General features: G+C 41.8%; 23 protein-coding genes and 1 pseudogene. 8 read left to right on the top strand and 16 right to left on the bottom strand.

The window, feature by feature from the left end:
- Window positions 1-68 precede the first annotated feature (68 nt).
- From K333_RS0100595 to dapF, 3 genes are read right to left on the bottom strand one after another with little or no spacing between them, the layout of a single operon-like run.
- On the bottom strand, window positions 69-2,258 hold the full coding sequence (locus K333_RS0100595) for a glutamine synthetase III family protein (RefSeq protein WP_024989440.1): 2,190 nt from the start codon (window positions 2,256-2,258) through the stop codon (window positions 69-71).
- 42 nt (window positions 2,259-2,300) lie between these two features.
- Window positions 2,301-3,545 carry an LL-diaminopimelate aminotransferase gene (locus K333_RS0100590; protein ID WP_024989439.1) on the bottom strand — a complete coding sequence of 415 codons (1,245 nt, stop codon included), beginning with the start codon at window positions 3,543-3,545 and terminating at the stop codon, window positions 2,301-2,303.
- A 36-nt stretch (window positions 3,546-3,581) separates the two neighbouring features.
- Window positions 3,582-4,439 (bottom strand): diaminopimelate epimerase, encoded by an 858-nt coding sequence (dapF, locus tag K333_RS0100585; protein WP_024989438.1) that lies wholly within the window; start codon window positions 4,437-4,439, stop codon window positions 3,582-3,584.
- Window positions 4,440-4,767: 328 nt separating this feature from the next.
- On the opposite strand from dapF, the gene K333_RS0100580 reads away from it, so the two are divergent.
- From K333_RS0100580 to K333_RS0100550, 7 genes are all read left to right on the top strand, one after another.
- Entirely contained in the window at window positions 4,768-5,124 is a 357-nt protein-coding gene (locus K333_RS0100580) for a P-II family nitrogen regulator (RefSeq protein WP_024989437.1), read from the top strand.
- A 43-nt stretch (window positions 5,125-5,167) separates the two neighbouring features.
- Window positions 5,168-6,433, top strand: coding sequence for an ammonium transporter (locus K333_RS0100575; RefSeq protein ID WP_024989436.1), 1,266 nt, complete (start codon window positions 5,168-5,170; stop codon window positions 6,431-6,433).
- 45 nt (window positions 6,434-6,478) lie between these two features.
- Complete coding sequence (locus tag K333_RS0100570) at window positions 6,479-7,183, top strand: hypothetical protein (RefSeq protein WP_024989435.1); 705 nt, start codon at window positions 6,479-6,481, stop codon at window positions 7,181-7,183.
- 76 nt (window positions 7,184-7,259) lie between these two features.
- Entirely contained in the window at window positions 7,260-8,948 is a 1,689-nt protein-coding gene (asnB, locus tag K333_RS0100565) for an asparagine synthase B (RefSeq protein WP_024989434.1), read from the top strand.
- 352 nt (window positions 8,949-9,300) lie between these two features.
- A complete protein-coding gene (locus K333_RS0100560) occupies window positions 9,301-9,783 on the top strand; it encodes an RNA polymerase sigma factor (RefSeq protein ID WP_081657170.1) in 483 nt (160 codons plus the stop codon).
- 13 nt (window positions 9,784-9,796) lie between these two features.
- On the top strand, window positions 9,797-10,510 hold the full coding sequence (locus tag K333_RS0100555; protein WP_027452205.1) for a DUF4974 domain-containing protein: 714 nt from the start codon (window positions 9,797-9,799) through the stop codon (window positions 10,508-10,510).
- A gap of 9 nt (window positions 10,511-10,519) precedes the next feature.
- Window positions 10,520-13,090, top strand: coding sequence for an outer membrane beta-barrel family protein (locus tag K333_RS0100550; RefSeq protein ID WP_027452204.1), 2,571 nt, complete (start codon window positions 10,520-10,522; stop codon window positions 13,088-13,090).
- Window positions 13,091-13,227: 137 nt separating this feature from the next.
- Here K333_RS0100550 and K333_RS0100545 read toward each other — a convergent pair whose 3' ends face one another.
- From K333_RS0100545 to K333_RS0100500, 10 genes are all read right to left on the bottom strand, one after another.
- Window positions 13,228-14,589, bottom strand: a complete 1,362-nt coding sequence (locus tag K333_RS0100545; protein ID WP_036889021.1) for an ATP-binding protein — start codon at window positions 14,587-14,589, stop codon at window positions 13,228-13,230.
- A gap of 410 nt (window positions 14,590-14,999) precedes the next feature.
- The gene (locus K333_RS0100540; RefSeq protein ID WP_238314307.1) at window positions 15,000-15,962 is read right to left on the bottom strand and encodes a DNA/RNA non-specific endonuclease; all 963 of its coding nucleotides are present in this window, start codon (window positions 15,960-15,962) and stop codon (window positions 15,000-15,002) included.
- A gap of 12 nt (window positions 15,963-15,974) precedes the next feature.
- On the bottom strand, window positions 15,975-16,289 hold the full coding sequence (locus tag K333_RS0100535; protein ID WP_024989429.1) for a hypothetical protein: 315 nt from the start codon (window positions 16,287-16,289) through the stop codon (window positions 15,975-15,977).
- Window positions 16,286-16,792: a hypothetical protein gene (locus K333_RS0100530; protein ID WP_027452201.1), complete on the bottom strand. Its 507-nt coding sequence runs from the start codon at window positions 16,790-16,792 to the stop codon at window positions 16,286-16,288. The genes K333_RS0100535 and K333_RS0100530 overlap by 4 nt, the downstream gene beginning before the upstream one ends.
- A gap of 268 nt (window positions 16,793-17,060) precedes the next feature.
- Complete coding sequence (locus K333_RS11625; protein ID WP_154652955.1) at window positions 17,061-17,351, bottom strand: hypothetical protein; 291 nt, start codon at window positions 17,349-17,351, stop codon at window positions 17,061-17,063.
- A gap of 134 nt (window positions 17,352-17,485) precedes the next feature.
- Window positions 17,486-17,665, bottom strand: a complete 180-nt coding sequence (locus tag K333_RS13265) for a hypothetical protein (RefSeq protein ID WP_161624541.1) — start codon at window positions 17,663-17,665, stop codon at window positions 17,486-17,488.
- Between the two features lie 395 nt (window positions 17,666-18,060).
- Window positions 18,061-18,738, bottom strand: coding sequence for a GNA1162 family protein (locus K333_RS0100515; protein WP_024989427.1), 678 nt, complete (start codon window positions 18,736-18,738; stop codon window positions 18,061-18,063).
- Window positions 18,735-19,079, bottom strand: coding sequence for a DUF4810 domain-containing protein (locus K333_RS0100510; protein ID WP_024989426.1), 345 nt, complete (start codon window positions 19,077-19,079; stop codon window positions 18,735-18,737). The genes K333_RS0100515 and K333_RS0100510 overlap by 4 nt, the downstream gene beginning before the upstream one ends.
- Window positions 19,076-19,423, bottom strand: coding sequence for a hypothetical protein (locus tag K333_RS0100505; protein WP_024989425.1), 348 nt, complete (start codon window positions 19,421-19,423; stop codon window positions 19,076-19,078). Before K333_RS0100505 ends, K333_RS0100510 begins: the two co-directional genes overlap by 4 nt.
- Before the next feature lie 8 nt (window positions 19,424-19,431).
- On the bottom strand, window positions 19,432-20,367 hold the full coding sequence (locus tag K333_RS0100500) for a CsgG/HfaB family protein (RefSeq protein ID WP_024989424.1): 936 nt from the start codon (window positions 20,365-20,367) through the stop codon (window positions 19,432-19,434).
- Between the two features lie 237 nt (window positions 20,368-20,604).
- Here K333_RS0100500 and K333_RS11620 point away from each other — a divergent pair.
- Window positions 20,605-21,264, top strand: a pseudogene (locus K333_RS11620) (ABC transporter ATP-binding protein); the annotation flags it as partial.
- A gap of 54 nt (window positions 21,265-21,318) precedes the next feature.
- On the opposite strand, the gene K333_RS0100490 reads toward K333_RS11620, so the two are convergent.
- From K333_RS0100490 to K333_RS0100480, 3 genes are all read right to left on the bottom strand, one after another.
- Window positions 21,319-22,191, bottom strand: a complete 873-nt coding sequence (locus tag K333_RS0100490; RefSeq protein WP_024989422.1) for a PfkB family carbohydrate kinase — start codon at window positions 22,189-22,191, stop codon at window positions 21,319-21,321.
- A gap of 35 nt (window positions 22,192-22,226) precedes the next feature.
- Window positions 22,227-22,940: an SDR family NAD(P)-dependent oxidoreductase gene (locus tag K333_RS0100485; RefSeq protein ID WP_024989421.1), complete on the bottom strand. Its 714-nt coding sequence runs from the start codon at window positions 22,938-22,940 to the stop codon at window positions 22,227-22,229.
- Window positions 22,941-23,080: 140 nt separating this feature from the next.
- Window positions 23,081-24,733, bottom strand: coding sequence for a DUF6377 domain-containing protein (locus tag K333_RS0100480; protein WP_027452200.1), 1,653 nt, complete (start codon window positions 24,731-24,733; stop codon window positions 23,081-23,083).
- Window positions 24,734-24,934 lie beyond the last annotated feature (201 nt).

Below are 24,934 nucleotides of genomic sequence, written 5' to 3'. Positions count from 1 at the left end.
CCGCAAACTTAAACAACCAATAAAAGAAATAGATTGGTTAATTATATATCTTCAGTTGAAGAGTACAATTATCGTATGAATAATAGTTCTCTATATTTTGGTAGTGTCCAAATTTCATCGCTGACGATAAGCTCGAGTTTGTCAATCTCATATCGAATGGCATCCATCTTAGGTTCCACTGTGTCGTGGTAAGCAATAGCCTTAGCGTGCTCATCCTCTATCTTGTTGGCAACCTTACGGGCATTAACCAAGTCTTCTACGCCTTTTTCGATACGTTCTGTACGCTCAGAAATTTCACGGATGATCTTGATATTTCTATCGGATAACTTCAGAGCTTCGTCACGACCGAAGATGTCGATCATATTTTCTACATTCTTAGCGAGCTGACTCTGATAGTGTGTCGCTACAGGAATGATATGGTTCATAGAGAGGTCACCCATCACACGAGCCTCAATCTGAATCTTCTTTGTATAGGTTTCCCATTTCACCTCGTTACGAGCTTCAAGTTCATTCTTCTGCATGACATTCATGTCACTGAACATCTTGATGCTCTCTGGGTCGAGATAACGCTCGAAGATAACAGGGCAAGACTTCTCACAGTCGAGTCCGCGCTTCTGAGCCTCTTCTACCCATTCATCACTGTAACCATTACCATCGAAGTGGATAGGAGCAGAAGTCTTGATATCCTCGCGTACAATATCTATGATAGCACTCATCTTGTCCTCACCCTTAGCAATCAAAGCGTCAACACGTGTTTTGAAGTTAGTAAGAGCTTCGGCAACAGCAGTGTTCAGAACGATCATAGCAGAAGCACAGTTAGCCTCACTACCGACAGCACGGAATTCGAAACGGTTACCGGTGAAGGCGAAAGGAGAAGTTCTGTTACGGTCAGTATTATCGAGCATAATTTCAGGGATCTCAGGAATATCCAAGTCTACACCCTTCTTGCCCTCTAACTTGAACAAGTCTTTCTTATCAGCTTTCTCGATATGCTCGAGAAGGTCGCTCAACTGTTTGCCAAGGAAAGAAGAGATGATAGCAGGAGGTGCCTCGTTAGCACCAAGACGATGTGCATTAGTAGCGCTCATGATAGAAGCTTTGAGCAGACCATTGTGCTTGTAGACACCCATCAGTGTCTCAACGATGAAGACAACGAATCGTAGGTTATCCTCAGCAGTCTTGCCAGGTCCGTGCAGCAACACACCCGTATCAGTAGAAAGTGACCAGTTGTTGTGTTTACCGGAACCGTTGATGCCATCGAAAGGTTTTTCATGCAGTAATACCTGGAAACCATGTTTGCGTGCCACTTTCTTCATGAGTGACATGAGAAGCATGTTGTGATCCACAGCAAGGTTAGTTTCTTCGAAGATTGGAGCGAGCTCAAACTGGTTAGGAGCAACCTCATTATGGCGAGTCTTGCAAGGGATACCAAGTTCGAGAGCCTGGAATTCTAGATCTTTCATGAAAGCCTGTACACGCTCAGGGATAGTACCAAAGTAATGGTCATCCATCTGCTGATTTTTAGCAGAATCATGTCCCATAAGTGTACGACCGGTCAGGACGAGGTCAGGACGAGCTGCATATAAGTCAGCGTCAACGAGGAAATATTCCTGTTCCCATCCCAGGTTACTGCTAACCTTCTTAACATCAGGATAGAAATAATGACATACCTCTGTTGCAGCTACGTTGACAGCATGCAAGGCACGAAGTAAAGGAGCCTTGTAGTCGAGAGCCTCTCCGGTATAAGAAATGAAGATTGTAGGGATGCAGAGCGTATCATCAATGATGAATACAGGAGAAGTAGGGTCCCAAGCAGAATATCCGCGAGCCTCGAAAGTATTACGGATACCACCAGAAGGGAAACTAGAAGCATCAGGTTCCTGCTGTACGAGGAGTTTACCAGAGAAATCCTCGATCATACCACCTTTTCCATCATGCTCGATGAAAGCATCATGCTTTTCAGCAGTACCCTCAGTAAGAGGTTGGAACCAGTGTGTATAGTGGGTTACGCCATTTTCGTCAGCCCATTGTTTAATACCTTTAGCCACCTCGTCAGCGATACTACGGTCGAGGCGTGCACCATTGTCAATAACATCAATAAGTTTCGCATACACGTCGGCAGGAAGATATTTGTACATCTTCTGGCGATTGAAAACTTTCTTGCCAAAGAATTCAGAAGGGCGCTCTACTGGAGCAAGAACCTCAACAGGTCTTTTTCTAGAGGCCTCTGCTACTGCTTCAAATCTTAAATTTGCCATATTTTTTATTAGTTGAATAAATATATTTGTGTTTGTGGTTATTTATTTGTTGGAACCGAGCATCCAGTCGGCAATGCGTCGCATGGCTTCCTTACAATCCTCACGGTCACCGAAAGAAGTGAGACGGATATATCCCTCACCGCTAGGGCCGAAGCCCACACCAGGAGTGCAGACGACAGAAGCGCCATATAGCATTTGTTCGAAGAACTTCCAACTGCTAGTATTATTAGGAGTCTTCACCCAGAGGTAAGGTGCATTCTCACCTCCGAAGACCTTGAATCCGAGTTTAGTGAGTTGTGTACGCATGATGCGTGCATTCTCCATATAATAATTAATGGTAGCCTTTACCTGTTCCTTTCCCTCAGGAGTATATATAGCCTCGGCAGCGCGTTGGCTGATATAGCTGGTACCATTGAACTTTGTGTTCTGTCGGCGATCCCAGAGTTGGTTGAGGCTTACGCGAGTCTTCCCATCAACGGTGACGGCAGTAAGATCCTTAGGAACTATGGTATATCCACATCTCACACCGGTGAAACCGGCAGTCTTTGAGAAACTTCTGAATTCGATGGCCACCTTTCGAGCCCCTCGTATTTCATAGATAGAGTGTGGGATAGAATCATCCTGGATGTAAGCTTGGTAGGCTGCATCATAAAAGATGATAGAATCGTTTCTTATTGCATAGTTCACCCATTTGCGTAGTTCTTCTTTAGGAAGAACCGTACCCGTAGGGTTGTTAGGGTAACACAGATAGATCATGTCCACGCGATGGTCAGGAATTTGAGGAACGAAACCATTCTCGTCGGTACAAGGCATATAAGTAACATTGCTCCATCTACCGTTCTCGAGAACGCCAGCTCTACCGATCATCACATTAGAATCAATATAGACAGGATAGATAGGGTCGGTAACACCGACATTGTTGTCCCATCTTACGATTTCCTGGATGTTTCCCGTATCACTCTTGGCACCATCATTGATAAAGATCTCGTTAGGATCGAGATGAATGCCACGAGGTAAGAATTCGTTCTTGATGATAGCCTCGCGAAGGAAGTTATATCCCCGTTCAGGTCCGTAACCACGGAAACTGGCTTTGTGTGCCATCTCGTCGACAGCTTTGTGCATCGCCTCGATGACGGCAGGACACAAAGGCTGAGTGACATCACCGATGCCCAGACTGATAACCTTCTGCTTCGGGTGAGAAACTTGATAGGCATTTACCTTCTTTGCGATATCAGCAAATAAGTAGTTGCCAGGTAATTTTAGGAAATGTTCGTTTACTAATGCCATAATCTTTTCTTTATATTGTTTGAGTTTGCTTCATTTCTATAAGTCGATGTCACCTTCAAAGGCAAAGGCCGCAGGGCCGGTCATATAAATATGGTTGTCGGTCTCGTCCCACTTGATGTGGAGTGTACCCCCGTCCATCATGATATCACACTCTCGTGAAGTTCGGGATGTAAGGGCGGCAGCAACGGCTGTGGCGCAAGCACCAGTCCCGCATGCCATAGTGATGCCGCTCCCTCTTTCCCATACTCTCGTCTTTATTTCGTTTTTGTTGAATAGTTGTGCAAATTCGATGTTGCATCGCTGTGGAAAATTAGCCTCGTGTTCCAAGATTTTACCGTATCGTGCGATGTCGATATCGTTCAAGTCATCGACAAAGATCACATAATGTGGATTTCCCATACAGACAAAGGTTCCGGGAAGGAATGGTGTGATGGCACTGTTGCTGAGCAAAGGATTCTGAAAGTTCAACTCATCATTGAACTGCTCTGTCACATCAAACCGAGGCTCCAGCATATCCACGGTAACGCTTTCTACCTTGTTTTTGTCATCTATCTTTAAATGTAACGTTTTAATGCCCGATTTAGTCTCTAAACGAATAGATTTTTTATCGGTAAGTCCCTTATCATACAGATATTTACCAATACATCTGCTTGCGTTTCCGCACATCATCGCCTCCGAACCATCGGCATTGAAGATACGCATCGAGAAGTCAGCTGTAGTCTTATCCTTCGGTTGACCGATGAGAACAAGTCCATCACTCCCGATTCCGAAATGAGGCATACTCCATTTGATGGAAGCCTGAGCGGGATTGGGGATGCTATATAAAGAGGTGTCTACGTATATATAATCGTTGCCTGCACCGTGCATCTTAGTGAAATGAACCTTGTTTGACATTATGACTATTATATTTTTAAAACGCTTACTTTTTGTTTGATTTCTGCTGCAAAGGTATATCGAAATGAAGAATAATGAAATGCTTTTTCTACAAAATAATCTTATATTTTTGCTAAAGTTTTAAATTGAAAGGAAATATATGCAAAATAGTTTCAAACTGTAAGGATACAGACTTCTACTGCTTACAGAATTGATTTTTTGAAGTTTTTTATCTGACATATCGTCGTGAGTATGATGCTTTTGATATCAAAATGAATTAATTTTGCAGCAGAAACCTTACAAATGGTAAGAAAATATAAGGTATTAACTATTAAAGAGAGATGTAAACATGAAGAAGATTGAAGCAATCATTCGAAAAACAAAGTTCGAAGAAGTAAAGGAAGCGTTGCTTGCTGCAGACATCGAATGGTTCTCTTATTATGATGTAAGAGGTGAGGGAAAGATGCGCCAAGCGAGGATTTACCGCGGAGTAATGTATGACACAAGTAGTATAGAGCGTATGCTACTGAATATTGTAGTTCGCGACAAGAATGTTGAAAAGACCATCACGGCAGTGCAACGTGCAGCACAGACTGGTGAGATTGGAGACGGACGAATCTTCGTTATCCCAGTAGAGGACACTGTAAGAATCAGAACAGGCGAGCGCGGAGATATCGCACTATACAACGCTGAGAATGAAAAGTAAATAGTTAGGTAAGGTTTTTAAGGACAACAAAACAAACACAATTATGACAACACAAGATTTAGGAATATCATTGGATACAGTATGGATGTTATTGGCAGCTATGCTTGTATTCTTCATGCAGCCAGGATTTGCTCTCTGTGAGGCAGGTTTCACCCGTAGTAAAAATACAGCCAACATACTTTTCAAGAACTTTGTTGACTTTATGGTTGGTTCGATTCTCTTCTGGTTTATTGGTTTCGGATTCATGTTTGGTTCAGACGGTCAGGGCTTCATCGGAATGCCAAATTTTGGTGATCTATCATTCTACCATCAGTCAGCAGGACTTCCAGTAGAAGGATTCTTGATTTTCGAGACCGTATTCTGTGCAACATCAGCAACGATTGTATCAGGAGCCATGGCAGAGCGTACCAAGTTCTCTATGTACTGTGTATACTCATTCTTTATATCATTGATCATCTATCCGGTAGAAGGCCACTGGACATGGGGCGGCGGATGGCTCTGCAACTCAGAGGTTGGCAGTTTCATGATGAACACCTTTGGTACCATCTTCCATGATTTTGCTGGTAGTGCCATCGTTCACTCTGTAGGAGGTGTACTTGCTTTGGTAGGTGCCATCTTCCTTGGTCCACGTCTTGGCAAGTATCGCAAAGATGGTCGAAGCAATGCCATCCCAGGACATTCTCTTACGATAGCAGCTTTAGGAGTTTTTATCCTATGGTTTGGTTGGTTCGGTTTCAACCCAGGTTCACAGTTAGCAGCCAGTGGTGAAGAAAATCGTGTTGCCATCTCTCACGTATTCCTTACAACCAATCTTGCAGCAGTAGCAGGCGGTTTGGCAACCATGTTTACCACTTGGATAAAGTATGGCAAACCATCATTCTCATTGACATTGAATGGAGTTTTGGCCGGTCTTGTAGGTATCACCGCCGGTTGTGATGTCGTAAGTCCTGCAGGTGCAGTGATTATCGGTTTGATTTGTGGTTTCGTACTTCCTTATGGCATTGAGTTTATCGATCAGAAGCTACATATCGATGACCCAGTAGGTGCAAGTTCAGTACACGGTATTTGCGGTATCATCGGTACCATCCTTACAGGTGTACTCTCAGTAAGCGAAGGATGTCTTTACGGTCATGGCTTCGGTTTCCTTGGAGCTCAGGTCTTTGGTATCATCGTTATCGATGCATGGGCAGCTGTAACCGGTATCATCCTCTTCTGGACAATCAAGCACGTAGCAGGATTGAGAGTAGACAAGCGAATCGAGGAAGAAGGTCTCGACATCTACGAGCATGGTGAGAGTTGTTACAATTAATCTTGTCCATAGACAATGGACTTAATAAAACTAAATTATACTAATATGAGAGAGATGAAGTATCTAGCATTGGCTCTGTTGGCAATATTGCCAGCAGCTGCCATTGCACAAGAAAAAGTGGAAACGACAGTTTCAGCCGATGTCGTCAATCAGTACATCTGGCGTGGTCAAGACCTTGGCGATGTATCTTTACAGCCTACTCTTGGTATAGACTATAAAGGATTCTCATTGTCAGCATGGGGTAGTGTCGGACTATCAGATAAAGATGATACCAAGGAATTCGATCTTACAGCATCTTATGGAGTAGGCGGTTTCCATGTAGGTGTTACCGACTATTGGTTCAACAGTCCGAACGAAAGGTATTTCTCTTATGCATCCCACAAGACCTCTCATGTATTTGAGGGTAATATCGGTTACGATTTCGGAGCAGTAGCATTCAACTGGTATACCAACTTTGCCGGAAACGATGGCGTCAACAAGAGTGGTAAGCGAGCATATTCATCTTATGCAGAGGCCACAGCACCATTCAAGTTAGGCGGTTGCGATTGGGAGGCCACGTTAGGATTTGTTCCTTACGCCACCAGTTTCTATGGTGATGCTCACGGTTTTGCAGTGACCAATTTGGGACTAAAAGCGACAAAAGAAATAAAAGTAACAGATAGTTTCGTTGTGCCAATCTTTGCAGGTGTAACAGCCAATCCAAGTACCGAGAAAGCGTATCTGGTATTTGGCTTTACCCTGAAACCTTAAGAATCTAGCACTCCCGAATGCATTCGGGAGTGCAAGCTATTTCAAACTTAATTCAACTAAAAAAGAAAAATAAAATATGTGTGGAATTGTATCGATCTTTAATATTAAGGAACAGACTCCTGAGCTGAGGCAAAAAGCATTAGGAATGAGCAGGAAAATACGCCATCGAGGTCCCGACTGGAGTGGCATCTATTGTGGCGGTTCAGCGATTCTCGCTCATGAGCGCTTATCTATCGTGGATCCGGAATCAGGAAAGCAACCTTTGTTCTCTCCGGACAAGAAGCAGGTGCTGGCCGTAAATGGTGAAATCTATAACCATCAGGACATCCGTAAGAGTTTCAAGGATTATTCTTTTCAGACCGGAAGTGACTGTGAAGTGATTCTGGCCCTTTATCGCGACTGGAAGGCCAAAGGAGGAGAAGCGTCGAAACTCGTTGACATGATAGAGAAACTTAGTGGCATCTTTGCTTTTGCACTCTATGACACCGAAGATGATACATTTCTGATAGCTCGCGACCCGATAGGCGTGATACCCCTCTATATCGGCTATGATACAGATGGAAAAGTTTATGTAGCGAGCGAGTTGAAAGCATTAGAAGGTCAATGCGACCATTATGAACCATTCCTTCCGGGTCATTATTACTGGAGCAAGACCCCAGGGATGAAAAGATATTATTCTCGTGACTGGTTTGATTACTCCGCCGTGAAAGACAATACGGCGAGCGTAGAAGAAATACATGATGCCTTAGAAGATGCCGTGAAGCGCCAGTTGATGAGTGATGTACCTTATGGTGTACTTCTGAGTGGCGGTCTAGACTCATCCGTCATCTCAGCAGTAGCCGAGAAATACAGTCAGCACCGTATCGAAGAAGGCGGAGCGACGAAAGCCTGGTGGCCACGTCTTCATTCCTTTGCCGTTGGATTGAAGGGAGCGCCAGATTTAGCCAAGGCCCGTTTAGTGGCCGAACGCATCGGCACCGTACATCATGAGATCAACTACACCATTCAGGAAGGTCTTGATGCCATTTGCGACGTCATCTATTTCATCGAAACCTACGATGTCACTACCGTGCGAGCATCCACCCCGATGTATTTGCTTGCCCGTGTCATCAAATCGATGGGTATCAAGATGGTACTTTCTGGTGAGGGTGCCGACGAAATCTTCGGAGGTTATCTGTATTTCCACAAAGCTCCGGATGCGAAAGCCTTTCATGAGGAAACAGTAAGGAAACTCTCTAAACTATATATGTACGACTGTCTGAGAGCCAACAAGAGTCTGTCGGCATGGGGTGTAGAAGGTCGCGTTCCATTCCTGGACAAAGAGTTCCTGGATGTAGCTATGCGTACCAACCCAGAGGCCAAGATGTGTCCCGGTGCAAAGATAGAGAAGAAGATTGTAAGAGAAGCCTTCTCGGATATGCTACCGGAGGAAGTTGTCTGGCGCCAAAAAGAACAATTCTCGGATGGTGTAGGGTACAGTTGGATAGACACATTGAAGCAGATTACTTCATCAGCCGTGAGTGATGAACAGATGGCTCATGCAGCAGAACGTTTTCCTATCAACCCTCCACAGAATAAGGAGGAATATTATTATCGTTCTATTTTTGCAGAGCATTTCCCATCCGACAGTGCAGCCCGCAGTGTACCGTCAGTGCCAAGCGTGGCATGTTCTACGGCAGAAGCCCTTGCTTGGGATTCCTCTTTCAAGAGCATGAATGATCCTAGTGGGCGTGCCGTGAAAGGTGTACACGAACAGGCGTATTAATCCTGAAAGTAACACACATTACTGTATCGGCTTGCGCAGTTAACTTCGTATTTTTTACGCAGTTAACTGCGTTTTTTATATAGAGAAAGTCAGTAAACTCTTAAAAGCTTACAAAGGAATCATGAACAATGAGTATCATCAAAAAATAATTGTGATATTTTCATATTGTGTTTGAATGTTTCTCGTTTAAAACAAATGATACAGGTAGAAATTCCGTACCTTTGCATAAGTTTTTGGGAATCTATACAAGAAAAAAATAAAAAAGTTGGCGTTTCCGTAAAAAACATTGGTTCTGAAGTGTCTTAAATATAGATGTGCCTTAAAAGCAAGGCGCAAATATGAATAGACTGATATGCTTGAACAGAGAATACTTGAAGATCTTTTCCGACGGAATTATAGCGAGATGAATCATCTGGCTATGGTATTGCTGGGCGATGACAAAGAGGCTGAGGACGTGGTACAGGACATATTCTTGCGTGTGGCCGACAGTGATATTCCACCGAAGAATGACACTTATCTGTTAAGCGCTGTGCGCAATGCTTGTTTGAACAGAATTCGACAGATGAAACTTCATGACAAAGTGAAGGGATTGATGCCGATAGAAGACGAAGTCGATCTTCAGCCTATTGACAAACAGTTTGAATGGCTCGATGATATTGCTGCTTATGTGGATGGGCAAATGGATGAACCACATCGCAGTATCTTCCATCTCCGTTTCGATGAAGACCTGACCGTTAGTGAAATTGCCCGTCGGCTTGGCCTGAATCCTAATACTTCCTATAAGTATCTCATGCAGAGCATCCAGAAAATCAAACACCATCTCGAAAAACATTAAAATGATAACGACAATGGAAACGACGAAAGAAAGAGAGCAGAACCAAACTAACTTGAGTTCTGTTGAGCGAAAAGAAGTTCGACATAGTCAAATGACCAACGAGAACATCCGAGAGTTGCTGGAAATGCTCGATAATCCAGATGCATACACCGATCAGGAAATACAAGACATCATCAACCGTGATGAAGATACCTGTGATACCTATAGTCTGATGGTAGAAGCCAAACGAAGTAGTCGCCATCGTCAGAACCGAAAGTCTGTCGATGTGGATGCTGCTTGGCAGCGTTTTAACCAAAAACGACAGTCTAAACAGCATGGCTTTGACTGGATGAAGATAGCAGTCTTCTTCATTGGTGCGTTACTTGTTTCTGGTATTACCTTTGCCGCAATCCATATCATCCGACAGTATCAAAGAACGGGAGTTCCACAAAATGATATTACGGAAAACGTGACACAAACTACCACAACTATCCCTGTTGATACGCTTACAAAAGATACCGTCACCGTACAGCCTGTCATCTACGATAACATTCCGTTGGAAAAAATGCTGCCTGAGATAGCCGTACATTATAATGTCAAGGTCGTTTTCGTCAACAACGAATCCCGACAACTTCGATTCCGTTTCGTATGGAATCCGCAGCAGGGCATCGATCAGGTCATCAGTGACCTCAACCAGTTTGAGCGTCTGACCATTACACGAAAGGATAATCAAATCACCGTAGAATAGTCAGCCGCCATGAATAGACATATTGCACTTATTTTTCTTGCCCTTTTACTGACAGTCAGCACACAAGCTCAGAAACATATATTCCACGAATATAATAATGTGTCACTTTCTGATGCTCTTAGCCAACTTGCTAAGCAACAGACTGACTACGTCATCATGTTCCTCTATAATGAACTGGAGGACTTCCGCATCACCACTACTGTAAGACACAAGACGTTGCCCGATGCTATTCAGCAGATGATAGCCTTCTATCCTATTCGCATGACTGTCGACGAAAGTAACACTAAAGAAAAGAAGATATTCGTGGAGTGTACTCACAAGACAGACCGACATTTGACGGGAACCATTATCGATGAACAAGGTCATCCTGTGGCATATGCTAACGTAGCAATCTTCAATCCTGTCGACTCTACCTTATGCGGTGGTGGCGTCAGCAACGAGAGTGGCTATTTTGCTATTCCTTATGAGCAGTCTTCCGTTCTTGCTCGTATCTCCTACATCGGTTTCAAAACCATCTATAAGTTCTGTGATCATCCTCAAATAGGAAAGATACGTATGCAGCCTGATAAATACACGCTGAAAGGTGTGACGGTGAAGGGAGAACGGCCGTTATATCAAACAAAAGGCGGTAGCATCGTTACGAATGTGGCGGGCACGGTGTTGGAGAGACTGCATAATGCCAATGAACTATTGATGCAAGTGCCCGGAGTGGTCTGTGCACCAGACGGCACGTTGACTGTATTCGGACGTGGTACACCTATATACTATATCAACAACCGTAAGGTGCAGAACATACAGGAGATAACTCGCCTATCACCAAAGGATATACAAAACATTGAACTTGTTCGCAATCCCGGAGCACAGTATGATGCGGATGTGACAGCCGTTATCAAAATAACAACACGTATAAAGGAGGAGGGCTATACGCTACAGATAAAAGCCAATGAGAAACAGAATGACGTGCTGACCTCAGACGAATCTTTAGACGTAGGCTTGAAACAGGGTGGACTGAATGCCTCAATGCATCTAGAGTACGAAGATTTCCGTTGTCATTATAACCAGCCGCAGATTGAGGAATTGGTAGTGGATGGCGATATCTATCGATATGACAAGACCCAGAATTACAGCAAGTCGCACCAGAAATCACCGAGTTGGTCGGCTAACGTGGATTACGAGTTTAACGAACGGCACATTGCAGGTGTCAGTTACGATGGCTATCATAACACGTGGGTGTCACCGGGTGATGCTCTGCACATCTATAGCAAGAATGGTTTGGAGTTCCAGCGTACCCATATCTTGAGCGATTACCATAACGACATGGACTATGCCCATATCAACACGTTTTATAATGCCGAGTGGACGAATCGGTTGCGTACAGCTCTTAATCTCGATTATGTTGGCAACTCCAACAATTATCGCCAATTGACCGATGAAACGACAGACAACGTAACTTGTTCTACGCTTAACAGGAGTAAGAACCACTACCACATCTATGCAGGTAGGTTAACGTTCGACTATACATTTGGACAGAAATCTTCATTGTCATGGGGTGCTGAGTATAATCGAGTGACGGGTAGTGGAACTGCCGATTGCAGCAATGTCATTTTGAAACCATCTGACTATGGGCAATGGGAAAACAAAGCAGCTGTCTTTGTGGAGACAAAAACGGCATTTGGCGACTGGACATTGAGCGGAGGCCTACGTTATGAGGATGTGACGAGCGACTATGCAGACCGTCAAGCTCCCGATGTAGATATCCACCGTCACTACCACAATTTATTTCCTTCAGTGAAAGTCTGTCACAAGGATAGGGGGTGGATGAACACCCTCTCGTTCTCGTCGCATACCAGCCGTCCGTCTTTACGCCAGCTAAGCAACTATACCTATTATGACAGCGAACTTGCTTATCAGCACGGCAATCCCAGTCTTCAACCTATGACGTTCTACACTGTCGAGTGGAGCACGGGTTATAAGTTTATTAATGCCTCACTTAGCTATATTTATAAGGACAACTTGATCGCTCCTGATATGTATACCGAGAACGAGCACTCTCGCATACTAGTAAGTTCCTATAGCAATTTTGACCATGCCAGTCTACTAGGTGCTAATGTCAGTTTGCAGCATAACTTCCGTTGGTGGCGCCCCTCGCTTAGTATGGCTGTTGAGCATCTGTTCTTCGACTATGAGTATATGAATGAGTCATATAGTTATGGCAAGACCAAATTTTATATCATAGCAAACCAATACTTCGACTTACCCAAGTCATGGCTCGCCAACATCTATTATTACTATGACAGTGGAGGCACACAAAACAACATTCTGTTGAAACCTTACCAGATGTTAAACCTCAGCCTACAGAAGTCCTTCCTACAAGATCGCCTGAGTGTGAAACTTGCGGCGCGTGACCTCTTCCACAAGATGAAGTTCGAGGAAAACGAGCGCATCCGTAATGTTCACTTCTGGCAGATTGAGGACTACCGAGATTGGAACTTCTCGTTTAGCATTGTCTATCGTTTGAATCAACTCAAAACCAAATATCGTGGAAAGAGTGCTGCAAATGAGCAAATCAATCGACTATAAATCTCTCGTTTTGATGGGCAGTTGTCGACCTCATTTCGACACTGCCCTGTTATGAAAGGTTCGCATTATGCATATTTAAACGTTGTCCAGTACCTGTTAAACCGAAAACAGCAATTGTTTTGTGATAGGTGTTCTTATTAAAGAAACAATGCCATATAAAGTGGCAAGCAAAGCAAATCCTGTTCCTTCCTAATGTCTTTGACATGAAGCAAATAACGCTGATAGATGCGTGAGGAGAATTTCTTCTGAAATTCGTCGATAGATACATGCACATTAGACATGGAAGATTTCACCTCTATGGGACACACTTTCGCCTGATGTGACAATAAGAAGTCTATCTCATAATTGTGCTTGCCTGATGGCGTAGGCCAGGTATGGTAATATAACTTATGCTTGGCAGCAACGAGCATTTGTGAAACCACGTTCTCATAAACATATCCCACGTCAGCATTAAGTTTGTCACTCAAAAGTTTTTGATAGATGACGTTTCCGGTGAAAGCATCATCCCAAAAAGCCAGTGTAACAAATAGGCCTGTATCACCGCAATATAGCTTAAATTGGTCTCTATTGATATGAAATGCCAATCCCGCACTTGGATCATTGGCATGATAAGCCAAGTTGGCTGTCATAGAATCTCTCAGAATAATAATTTGGTCTCTTAAGCGGTCTATTCTTCCTCCGGAAATAACACTACTTACTTGATAACGTGAGGCATTGCTATTCAATTGGGCAGGAATGGCGTGAAATAAATCGGAAGTTTGTCCTGACGGATCAAGGTCATAGAAATCCTCGTCATATAGATCGAGGATACTCCGTTTGCGCTGATCGACAATACTCAGATTATGAGTGTCAAGGTAGTCATTGACAGCCTGGGGCATACCACCCACCAACACATAGAGACGGAAGTCACGCATCATCTTGCGGTTAGTAGTATCGCTTAATGGTTGCCTTTTTTCAAACATGGTACGTAACAATGGAATCGTGTCCTCATCACCTAAAGCCCAACGAAACTCCTCATAGTCCATCGGATACATATCTATTCGGGTCTCTTCACTTGGAATTAGAATGCTTTCTTGAGAACCTATCTGACCTTTTCTTTTCCTCTTGATACTTAGTAACGAGCCTGTTTCTATATAATCATACCGCCCATCAGCCACAAGGCTTTTAATAGCTTGACGAGCTAACGGCTGTTTTTGGATTTCATCAAAGATGATGACAGATTTGTGGGGCTTCAAGCTTTTGCGATAGGTCAACTGGAGCTGTGTAAAGATAAAGTTTAAATCGGAGATATCCTCAAATAATTTATGAATATCTTGTGATGCTTTTGAAAAGTCAACCAATAGATAACTTTCGTACTCTCTACGTGCGAATTCTTCTGCAATCGTGGATTTGCCAATACGTCTGGCTCCTCTAATCAACAAGGCTGTAGTGCCATGCTGGTTCTTCTTCCAATTGAGCATCTGCTCATAAATCTTCCTCTTGAATATTCTTTCTGCCATACTCAATAATCATAAATTATGCACAAAGGTAGCAATATTTTCTTGAATTTCAAAAGAAATGCCGGAATTCTCAATACGTCACATTTGATATCTGTCAAAATTCTCAATACGTCACATTTAGTATCTGTCAAAATTCTCAATACGTCATTCTTTATATTTGTCGAAATTCTTATGCTTAGATTCCTTTCAGTAGACTGTTGCCTGTCCTGAATTCCATAGTTGCCCTTACGATTTTTAGTTCTTATTTCGTTTGAAATAAATAATCAAAACAATTCATTAACATCGGCTACGATCAATGAAGGCTCAAATGTTCATGACGTTAGCTTTAAATTTTCTATTAAAGGATATACTTCACATCAAGATAGACAATATGGTTATAATAGGTTTTATTAATAGATTCTTATTCGTGATTACCTCCATAAATTTAGATTGGATGATTGCTCAACTTTGTTTTCCACATTGTCGTCAAGGGAAGAAAAGAAATCCATTCCTACAATCTCTTCGACTTTATCAACCGACATAACATATTTAGATTTTCCTCCAGAACATTTTCTATTTGGGTAGATAAAACCTAAGGCCTGTGGTTTATTACCAAGGCGAAGGATAACCTTGAAGAAAGCGTCAGGGACAGCTATTTTGTCTTCACCTATGGTTGTCCCGTGTGTCTTCCCATAGAAGATAGGACCGCATACGATATATATGCAATTGTAAGCCTCTGCCCAGTCGCGACAATCTTCTTCCAAGTATTTCCACGCCCCACCATTTAGTTTTCCATACTGAGGACAGATATTGGAAAGCAGATGACATTCATCCATAGCTCTGTCAGACCATTTGTTATCACCTGCAGGGCACATATGGCCTCTCTCTAAGCCTAAACCGTTATAAGAATAATCGTGTAATTTGGCTCGGGGACTCGGAACATCCATGTCCTCATGGAAGTTATAATTTTTTCTTTTGTATGAGCCATAGGTATGATTACCTGTCAGTTTCCATGCTACCCAGTTTGGACAACGCGTAGACTTGTTGTAAGACATGGTATATGCATATCGTTTCAAAATAAAATTGGGAACATTCTTGAGCATAACAGGAATTTCTATGGCACTGGTATGCTGTTTTAAAATGACTTTGGACTTCTCTGTTGAACTTGATGAAGGTGAACTATCCTGCCCACCTTCATTGTCAAATACACCAAAAGTCTTCTTGGGCAAGACTATATTTTTTTTGTTGTCGGGAGTCTCCTGATATTCAGTAGAGTCACCGATACTTGAGCTTCCTTTATCTCCAGCTTTGTTTGCGCATGACGACATAATGAATTCTACCGCAAAGAATAGGAGTAGAGGATAAGTCTTTAGTGTCATTTTCTTAAAGCTCATAAGCGTTTCCTGCTATTTTAGAATTGCATTGAATTTTGCCTTAGTAACGTCAATATTTCCAATGATAGGAATGATGTTGATAAGGAATCGTTGATTTTTAATTTCAGTATTCTTCCAAGTGGCAAGCTGCCTCGCTGGTACATCGTTAATGGTAGGATAAATTTCGTCGGCAGGATTTTCACTAATAACATTATCTTTTCCCGTATAATAATAACGCGGCACACCGCCTTCTCCACTACCAGAGACAATGATTTCACATTTGCTGTTAATGTCATTCTCACTTGTGTGTCTGAAAAGACCACAATCCTCAGTCCAGAATTTCTTCAAGAACTCTGCACGAAGGAAAGCGTTTCGTTATTTTGCCAGTCATTGTCTTGGAAAGGAATCTTAGACGATTGTCCCTCGATGATAACTAAGAACTTGATGTTTTTGCTATTTTTACCTATCTTTTCAAGATTATGAATAGTTCGTTGAACGAGTATTCCTGCCTGCCTAATATCCTCGCGTTTCCTGTCAGCTAATTGCTTGTTTGTCAAATCCTCAGCAAGCTTGTTCTTAATGTTATATTCCTTGTCTTGGTAGGCAATACCCACAGTAAGTGTGTGCTTCAAATATAAAGAATCATAAGCATAGTACTCGCTTTTATCAATAGAATCGACCTGCGAATACACATTGATAATATCCTTGTATTCGTTGACCAGTACACCCAGTTGACGCTCCTTTACTTTGAAACGTCCATAGGTAACTGCAAATAGCACCAACATAATGGCGAATAATGTCGTCATTATGTCTACATAGCTTGGCCAAAAAGAACTATTATCCTTTTTCATAGATTAATCCTTATCTTTGTTCCTTCCACCAAACAAGCCAAAGAAGCTACCTACCTTTTCTTCATCATTCTTTTCTGAAGATGCTTGTGCAGTTTCTTGATGATTTCATTTGCAGTCAGGTTGCCATAAGGAGTCTGGTATCTGGTCTTGCCAAGTTTGATCATACCAAGAAGATTGCATTTGATGTGACGGGACGTTATCAGACGTACGAAAGAAACATTGGTAAACCAACTGTCTATCAGAAGATAATCAAAACGGATACCACGCTTTATGGCGTGACCATCTCGATGGCCTTGTCTGTCTTCTTCATGTCATACTCCTTGACACGCTCTTCAAAAGCCTGTCCAGTGTGATCTTCACTAAAGCGGGCATGACGTTCTTTGGCAGTAAGACCTTGGATCTTATCTTCCTTCTTTCCCTTTTCACCATGAAGGGAGAAGTCAAGCATCAACTGACTGGTTCCATCAGAAAGAAGAAGTGTAAGACATTTGTAGCCAAGGATACTGCGCTGCTGTACATGAGACCAGATACGCCCGATAAGCTTCTGTATGCTTGCCACTTTTGGGAGCATCGGTATCATCGATAATCAAACAGACGGGCTTGTCATGAGTAACATTGCTTGCATGCTGTATCTTCTTAATCAACTGGAGATTCATTGCATAAAGCAACTTGCGCCATCTAACATTGCCATCATTAACATGTCCTTTTCACAAACAAATGGCTGAGTGCTGAACCTGAGTACTGGTATGCATTCTTAACGACAAAGAATGGAAAGAGCTTTAGCAGATTGAGTACTTGCAAGGAAGTAAATTTGCAGTTCTCTTTCTTCTCTACTCCGATCTGGCTGGAGCGTATGTTTATATGTTCCATCATACCCATTATGCTGTTAATTGCATGATTATTTTCACTTTCTGAGAAAAAATCTCTCAAATCTGATAAAATTAAATTGTTGTACCTTTGTTCATGGCTCCCAAATTTGAATTTTGTTTTTTGGCGATTATAAAGTTACTTATTTTCAATGAGTTAAACAAACTTTGGAGCCAATTTTATTCCAAATTTACGTTAATTTATGCATGTGATTTATCACTTGCGAAACTTTAGAAAATAATATAATAGCTGAAACATTTTAGCAATTTAGATACCTATTAGGTATTTCTGAATCCAAACTTAATAGCTTATATTATACAAATCCCGCCGAAAGATAACTTTCGGCGGGATTAATAATATTCGAATTCAATCAAACGACTATAATTGTAGATCGTATACTACTACTTTACAGTTGCTTTTACATAACTTTTTCCTGCTGGAAGCTTTTGATCATTATCATATTTTGTGCCATATCTACCTTCTGGCATATCGCTTAATACAAACGTTGTACATTTTCGTCCAGCAACAACCTTGTCAGTTGCAGAAGTTACAATTGCAGTTGCTGCAAGGTCGAGTAATGCACCCAATAGACCTCCACTGCCGCTGCTCACGCTAGTATCAACACTTACTAGACCTTCACGATGGTATAAAGTTTCGCCGGTTTTTGTTGAGCGGAGAATATATTCAACTCCAGCTGTTATACTTCCTCCGAGTTTATATCTTTTCCATGATTTTATGATTGTGAACATGGCGGCATCGGCTCCAAGTACATTGCGGAATTGAGAAAGATCAGCATTGATGAACTGCTCAGCATCGTATGCACTTTCCGATTGGAACATCTCCATAGTCATCATAGGAGAATAAACATAGTATCCTTTTTCGCAAAGAGGAGTATATAGTGTAGTATAGAAATAGTCTTTTGCTTCTACAAAATTTGTCTGATTGATAGGGGGCATCACTGCGATAGTAAGAGGCTTTTCCTCATATATCTTAGGATATTGAGCAAGACGAGTAGTAATCTGTTCTGCACATGATGACATTAACAATGTCAATAAAGCAAGAATGATATATTTCTTCATTTTTCTAGTTGATTAATGATTCTTGAAATGAATTTCTTTGATTCTGGATAAGCTTTTATTTCTGCGCGAAGAAGTGCCAATCCCTCTTCTTTCTTTCCTGCTTTGTAAAGAAGATATCCATACTCTGCGTTAACTCCTGGTGGAACAACTTTGCGAAGTCCTTTCTGGTTATTGATAACTTTTTCATATTGGGCCATAGCTTTAGCAAGTGCCTCTTCTGTTCCACGTTTGGTGTATGTGTAAGTTGCATCCTCGGAGCCATACCAAGAATAAAGTGATTGTTGCGTTTGGCAAGAAGTCATAGCCATCACACCGATGGCTAAAATAAAGAAATTCTTCATGGTAAGTTTATAATTTTAGTTTCTTGACTTGATAAGAATAATTGTTTTTGATAAATAGTTTGGTCATTGAATTTAACGGTAATATTTCTACGACCTGTTGCAATCCCATACTGAGTTCCCTTTCTGTTCGCAGTCTTAGGTTTTACAACTTTGGCGTCAAACTTGTTTCCATCTACGTCAACTTGTACAGTTTTAGAACCGTTACCATAAGTTTTCGATGGACCTACGAATACCAAGTATGCCATATCTGCCTTTCCGCTCTGTTGAGCTACAGGATAGTTTGCCTTACATCCAACCATTAAGCTGGTTATGGCAATCAATAAAAATAATATTTTAGCTTTCATACTAGATTCTATTTGATTTCTTCGATATAGTAGTCTGTCAATTTATCAGCATTAATCGTTGTTCCGTTACCAGTAAACGAGACAAAAGAGTACTCTGTTTCTGGTGTGTCACCACCTGTTGCAGAGACAGTCACTGTTCCAATTTGTTTACCTGGAAGTTCTATCATCACACCCGTTTGAGGATTCTTGACCTTCTTTCCTTTGGTTTTGACAGCAAATGTGTCACCTACCTTAATGCCTTGACTTGCACCACCGGCAATTAGCTGTGCATTATCGTCATAAGAAAGGAAGAATGTGCGCCAAGGTTTGTCTGTACATTTATTGATAATATTCTCTACAAGTTGACCGATTGCTTCCGATATAGCCTTATCGCTCAAAGTTGCATCGTAGCTGGCTTGTCCACCAATCCCCATTGTAGTTTTTGTTGTAATTTCGGCAGAACCTTTACCTTCATCAGAGTAGATGATGAGGCCTGTTGCTACATCGACCAAGCGAATGGCTACGGCAGCTTCCACGGTTTGTGTTTTTACATTTGTGAAAACACCATTCTTACCAGTATTCTTTCGACCAAACTCTGTGATAGAGCCGATAATCATGTAGTCGGCACCAATGGTTGCGAGACTGTTGTCACTCTTCTCTGCTTCTTCTAAAAGAGATGCAAGATCATCTCTTTCTAGCAATAAGAACTTTCCAGATGCAGCCAACTTTGCGGATAAAATGTCAAGAGCTTGCTTTCTCATAGGGTCATTCTCCTTGTCATAGAAGATGCCTTTAGCATACTGCGTTTCATTACTAAAACGACCAATAGCCACTTTACGCTTAATCGTGCGCTTGCCTGTGTCTTCTAAGTTCTGTTTCACGGGCTCAACTATTTCCACATTTCGTTGTGCATTGGCAAACGTGCAAAGCGAAAATAGCATTGCAAACAAAAGAATTTTCTTCATTTCGTTTATTATTAGTTAAACAAATATATACATAGATGTGTACAGAGAATATCTCCACTACGTCATTGCAAAGGTAATAAAAAATATTAGTAGTTTGTATTTATTGTAGAAAAATGTTTAAAATAGTTGCGACTGGATACCCTTTATGTAAGAAGATTATTCTTGATTTCCTTGTAATGTTGCAAAAATAAGATGAAAATATGATGAGATCTGATAATTTTCACTAACTTTGCACATATGGAAACGATACAACTTAGAGATTTCTGTGTAGGTTATCATCTCGACAAAGGTCGGGTACGTCGGGTAGTTTCTGGCATGAACGCATCTATCCGTAGTGGTGAACTTACCTGTCTGATCGGTTCTAATGGTATCGGTAAATCCACTTTACTTCGCACTTTATCCGCTTTCCAACCACCTCTTTCCGGTGATTGCTTCATTCTGGGAAAGCCTATTAAAGACTATACTCATTCTGAACTGGCCCGTACGATAGGTGTGGTCCTCACTAGAAAACCACATATCAACAACATCACGGTGAAGGAACTTGTGGGAATGGGGCGCGCTCCCTATACCGGATTTTGGGGCACACTGTCCAAGGAAGATGATAAGATCGTAGACGAGAGTATCTCTATGGTGGGAATCGACCATCTAAAATACAGGATGGTAACGCATCTGAGTGATGGAGAACGACAGAAGGTGATGATAGCGAAAGCTTTGGCACAGCAGACACCCGTTATCTTCCTTGATGAGCCTACGGCCTTTCTTGATTTCTCCAGTAAGGTGGAGATGATGAAACTCCTCAAGCGTCTGGCCCATGACATGGATAAAACGATATTCCTTTCTACACATGATCTGGAATTGGCCGTGAAACTTGCGGATGTGTTGTGGCAACTTGATGAATCAGGACTTCATGCCGTTGCCAAGGAAGAAGTTCAAAATGAGATTGATGTTCTTTTAGCGTTGTAATATTCTTTCTACCTCTTCGATATTTTTGTCGAATGGACCATTATGTTCAAGTTTCAGCATACACATGGCCGCGGCAAATTTACCACTTTCCATAGGTTCTTTTCCTTGAAGTCTACAGTATAGATATCCTGCAGCATACGTATCTCCGCATCCTGTTGCATCGACTATTCTATGTGGTTTGTAGGCTGGAATTTCATAGAAAATACCATCCTTGTAAATCAAAGATCCCTTACTTCCTAAAGTGATACACACCTCTTTTACCCCCCATTCATGCAGTTTCATGGCAGCAAGATGCGTGTCGGTGAATCCTGTGATAGTTTGCATCTCAGTTTCGTTCACCTTAATATAGTACGTGTTTTCGAGAACCCTTCGTTTATCCTTCCAGTCTTTGGCAAAAACATTGCCATTGCGTACCTCCCTCAGATATCCTTGTACATCGATGCTCACCTTTCCTTTACTTGCCAGATATGCCACCACATCGGGCGAGAAGTCATCGTTGAGGAGACTTCCTAGATGATATACCCGAGCATGAACATCTTCGAGTTGCGAAATACAGAAAGGATCAGCCTTAGCCAATACCCGTTGCTTACGATCGTTGAGATTATCGCCATAGATATTTTCAAAGAATACCGTATGGCGAGAAGGGAAGAGCGTGACGTCTATGCCCTTTCGTCTCATCTCCTCCACAGGTTCCTTATCGTTGACATTCATCGCCGTTACCAAAGAGAAATCAATCCTTGGAGGTAAACAGTTCAGAGCATGGGCGAAATAAAAGGAGGTGCCGCCACTCATGAAGACCGTATGGTCAGGAGTGACGACCTTATCCTTGGTGATATGTCCGATGCAACATATATCCTTCATATCCTTCTTGTCGATAATTCCTCTTTTATGATGGATTAATCTCTCCCCTCATCAACGATAGGGTATAATTCGATAAACTCACCCTGATGATGTTTTCCGTCATTGATGACTTCTTCAATCTTTTTGCCGACGACATCCACAGAATGTGCGCCAGGTCCTGTATAGTGGTCATTCAAATCGGTCGTTGTAGCTCCGGGATGAATATCGAAGATTTCAACAGGAATATTCTTCTTGTCAAACTCCATCGCCATGATACCCGTCATCGCGTTCTGTGCGGCTTTACTTGCGACATAAGCCATAGGATGCCAGTATGGACTTATCTCCGACGGAACTGTTATGTTGACGATGCGTCCCTGATTCTTCGCCAACAAAGGAACGAGTGATTTTGTTAAGAAGAACGTTCCGATATAGTTGACCTGAATGGTTTCTGCTACATCTTTGATATCCGAATCATAACTTGTTACGGCCATATCTCCGGGAATTCCCGCATTATTGACAAGGAGACACAGATCAGGATACTTGTTGGCAATTTCTGATGCAGATTTTGCAATAGAATCATTGTCAGACAGGTTAATATACTGCCATCCAAGAACAGTAACTCCTTCAGTCCGGAGTTGATTTGTTGCCTTCAGCGCCTTTGCTTCATCACGAGCACCGACGATGATTTCCCATCCGGATTGACCTAAGAATTTACAGATGCCATAGCCAATACCCTTATTGGCACCTGTTATTAAAGCAATTTTGTGCATTGTGTTTTATTTTTGTAAGTATAATATTATTCTGCAAAATTATATAAAATATTGATATCTTGTCATCATTATCAATAATTTTTATTATAGTAAAACAGATATTCTTGGATATATACCAATATGAGGATACCCGAACCATCTTACTTGATTACCGTGCATAATTGCAGAACGTCATCCTCAAAGGTCTCCTTACAGAGAGCCTTGTTCTTTACCGCCGACCTATAATTATATATCGTCTGCGGAGAATAGAAGAGTAAGTCGGCAATCTCACTGCTTTCCTTGACACCAAGTCGGATGAGCGCAAAGATGCGAAGTTCCGGCGTTAAAGAATTAGAAGATGGCATAATGGTACGGTTTTCTGGTTTCAACAGAGCCGTAAATTCCTCTATAAAGGTAGGGTATAGATCCAAGAAAGCCTTATCGAAACGGTTGAGGAATGTCGCTGCATCTTCCTCCGAGAATTTGGATGATGCTATGAGGGTGAGGAGTTCGTTTACCTGATTAGCCTTGATCTTACGTTGTACGAGAGTCTTCTGATTCTTGAGTCTGTTGATGTACTTTGCGCATAAGTCGATATAGATTCTTGCCAGACCTTCACGTTTCTTGTTTGTATCCACAAGGCGAGCATTCAAAGTGTTCAACTGCATGTTGAGTTTATTCTGATGCTCGTTAAGTTCCGACAGTTGCTGGTTTCTCTCGTAGAGTTCTTTCCTTCGTGCTGTAAGTTTAGCATTTTGCTTGAAGATGAAGACCATAGCTCCCAAGAGGATGAACAATAGGATAGAAACAGAGATGATGACAAGTTTCTGCATATTATTACGTGCCCTTACCGCCTTCTCGTATTTAGAGATGATGCTAGGAAGTCTTTCCGAGATTTCAATGATACGGAGTTTACTGTTGTAAAACTTGGCATCCTCCAACGACTGGTTGATATAAGTCTGAGCACGCTCAATATTGTGTTCGTCTGTCTCGAAGATATAAGAAGCCAACATTTGGAGAGAGAAGTTCTCCATGGTCAGGTTTTGTGCATCACTCAAGGCCGAAAGAATCAGATACTTCTCATATTGCTGTTCATCGTTGTCATTCCTGTAATTGCCTGCCAGCGCAAAACAGGCCATGGCATAGTAGCGTGAACTCTTCGGGCAAGTTTTCAGTGCCGCCAGATAATATTTGCGGGCAGTCCGTGCATCAAAGTTCACATATACATAATATTCGCCCATGAAGTAATCATATCCCATGTTGTTCTTGTCGAGATGGAAGATGGCCTTACTTAGAAAGGTGTTGGCAAGAGTCCTGTAGCGAGGTTTATACTCCTTATCGTTACAGTAGTCGCTCCAGTAACTGTAGATACGAAACAAACTCAGGTAATAATCAAACTGCAGTTCCTTATCCAGGTTCGATACGTCTATGGTCTCTATAAGGTCCTTGGCCTCGTGATACAGTCCTCCTATGGCCATCAGCTGAGCTTTGCGGATCACGAAAAGACTGTAGTAGTATTTGTCATTCTGCTTCTTGGCCAGTTCTATACCTCTGTTAATATATACCTGAGCAGAATCAAACTGGAAGACATAATATTCCTCATATAACTGATTGTAGATATTGAACTGAGCCTTCGTGCTTTGCTCTTTCTGCAAACTTGTTTTGAGATAGTCTATGCGTTTTTCCTTTTCTGTGATAGCTTGTTGTCGATGTGTCAATACAGAGTCGAGTTGAAGGAGAATATGTTCCTTCCGCTGAGCAGAGACGCAACAGCTGAATAAGATGAAAAATGATATTAATAAGGTTCTTAACATGACTGTTTTAGGTTTTTTGCAAAGATAAACAGTTTTTTCGAAACTACAAACATCTACTTGACAAACTTTTTGTAAATTTCGTAAATGCCTAATTATCAGTATAATAAACATAGTGCTAAATATTGTCGAATCTACTAAGTACCTACTGAGCCATACATTTTTATCAAAATAGTTGTTACTTTGCAAGGTAAAATAGAATAA

The organism is Segatella albensis DSM 11370 = JCM 12258, from assembly GCF_000426565.1.
Lineage (GTDB): Bacteria > Bacteroidota > Bacteroidia > Bacteroidales > Bacteroidaceae > Prevotella > Prevotella albensis.
Note: the sequence above shows the minus strand (reverse complement) of the source record. Positions and strands in the feature narration are given on the sequence as shown.

Bases quoted from the DNA above. Each gene is read 5' to 3' on its own strand.
- K333_RS0100505 (WP_024989425.1), bottom strand. From the start codon at position 19,423: ATGAAAGCTAAAATATTATTTTTATTGATTGCCATAACCAGCTTAATG.
- dapF (WP_024989438.1), bottom strand. From the start codon at position 4,439: ATGTCAAACAAGGTTCATTTCACTAAGATGCACGGTGCAGGCAACGAT.
- K333_RS0100530 (WP_027452201.1), bottom strand. From the start codon at position 16,792: ATGAAAAAGGATAATAGTTCTTTTTGGCCAAGCTATGTAGACATAATG.
- K333_RS0100490 (WP_024989422.1), bottom strand. From the start codon at position 22,191: ATGAAGGATATATGTTGCATCGGACATATCACCAAGGATAAGGTCGTC.
- K333_RS0100480 (WP_027452200.1), bottom strand. From the start codon at position 24,733: ATGTTAAGAACCTTATTAATATCATTTTTCATCTTATTCAGCTGTTGC.
- K333_RS0100510 (WP_024989426.1), bottom strand. From the start codon at position 19,079: ATGAAGAATTTCTTTATTTTAGCCATCGGTGTGATGGCTATGACTTCT.
- K333_RS0100595 (WP_024989440.1), bottom strand. From the start codon at position 2,258: ATGGCAAATTTAAGATTTGAAGCAGTAGCAGAGGCCTCTAGAAAAAGA.
- K333_RS0100575 (WP_024989436.1), top strand. From the start codon at position 5,168: ATGACAACACAAGATTTAGGAATATCATTGGATACAGTATGGATGTTA.
- K333_RS0100590 (WP_024989439.1), bottom strand. From the start codon at position 3,545: ATGGCATTAGTAAACGAACATTTCCTAAAATTACCTGGCAACTACTTA.
- K333_RS13265 (WP_161624541.1), bottom strand. From the start codon at position 17,665: ATGATGGAACATATAAACATACGCTCCAGCCAGATCGGAGTAGAGAAG.
- asnB (WP_024989434.1), top strand. From the start codon at position 7,260: ATGTGTGGAATTGTATCGATCTTTAATATTAAGGAACAGACTCCTGAG.
- K333_RS0100545 (WP_036889021.1), bottom strand. From the start codon at position 14,589: ATGGCAGAAAGAATATTCAAGAGGAAGATTTATGAGCAGATGCTCAAT.
- K333_RS0100550 (WP_027452204.1), top strand. From the start codon at position 10,520: ATGAATAGACATATTGCACTTATTTTTCTTGCCCTTTTACTGACAGTC.
- K333_RS0100515 (WP_024989427.1), bottom strand. From the start codon at position 18,738: ATGAAGAAATATATCATTCTTGCTTTATTGACATTGTTAATGTCATCA.
- K333_RS0100485 (WP_024989421.1), bottom strand. From the start codon at position 22,940: ATGCACAAAATTGCTTTAATAACAGGTGCCAATAAGGGTATTGGCTAT.
- K333_RS0100555 (WP_027452205.1), top strand. From the start codon at position 9,797: ATGGAAACGACGAAAGAAAGAGAGCAGAACCAAACTAACTTGAGTTCT.
- K333_RS0100540 (WP_238314307.1), bottom strand. From the start codon at position 15,962: ATGAGCTTTAAGAAAATGACACTAAAGACTTATCCTCTACTCCTATTC.
- K333_RS0100570 (WP_024989435.1), top strand. From the start codon at position 6,479: ATGAGAGAGATGAAGTATCTAGCATTGGCTCTGTTGGCAATATTGCCA.
- K333_RS0100580 (WP_024989437.1), top strand. From the start codon at position 4,768: ATGAAGAAGATTGAAGCAATCATTCGAAAAACAAAGTTCGAAGAAGTA.
- K333_RS0100500 (WP_024989424.1), bottom strand. From the start codon at position 20,367: ATGAAGAAAATTCTTTTGTTTGCAATGCTATTTTCGCTTTGCACGTTT.
- K333_RS0100560 (WP_081657170.1), top strand. From the start codon at position 9,301: ATGCTTGAACAGAGAATACTTGAAGATCTTTTCCGACGGAATTATAGC.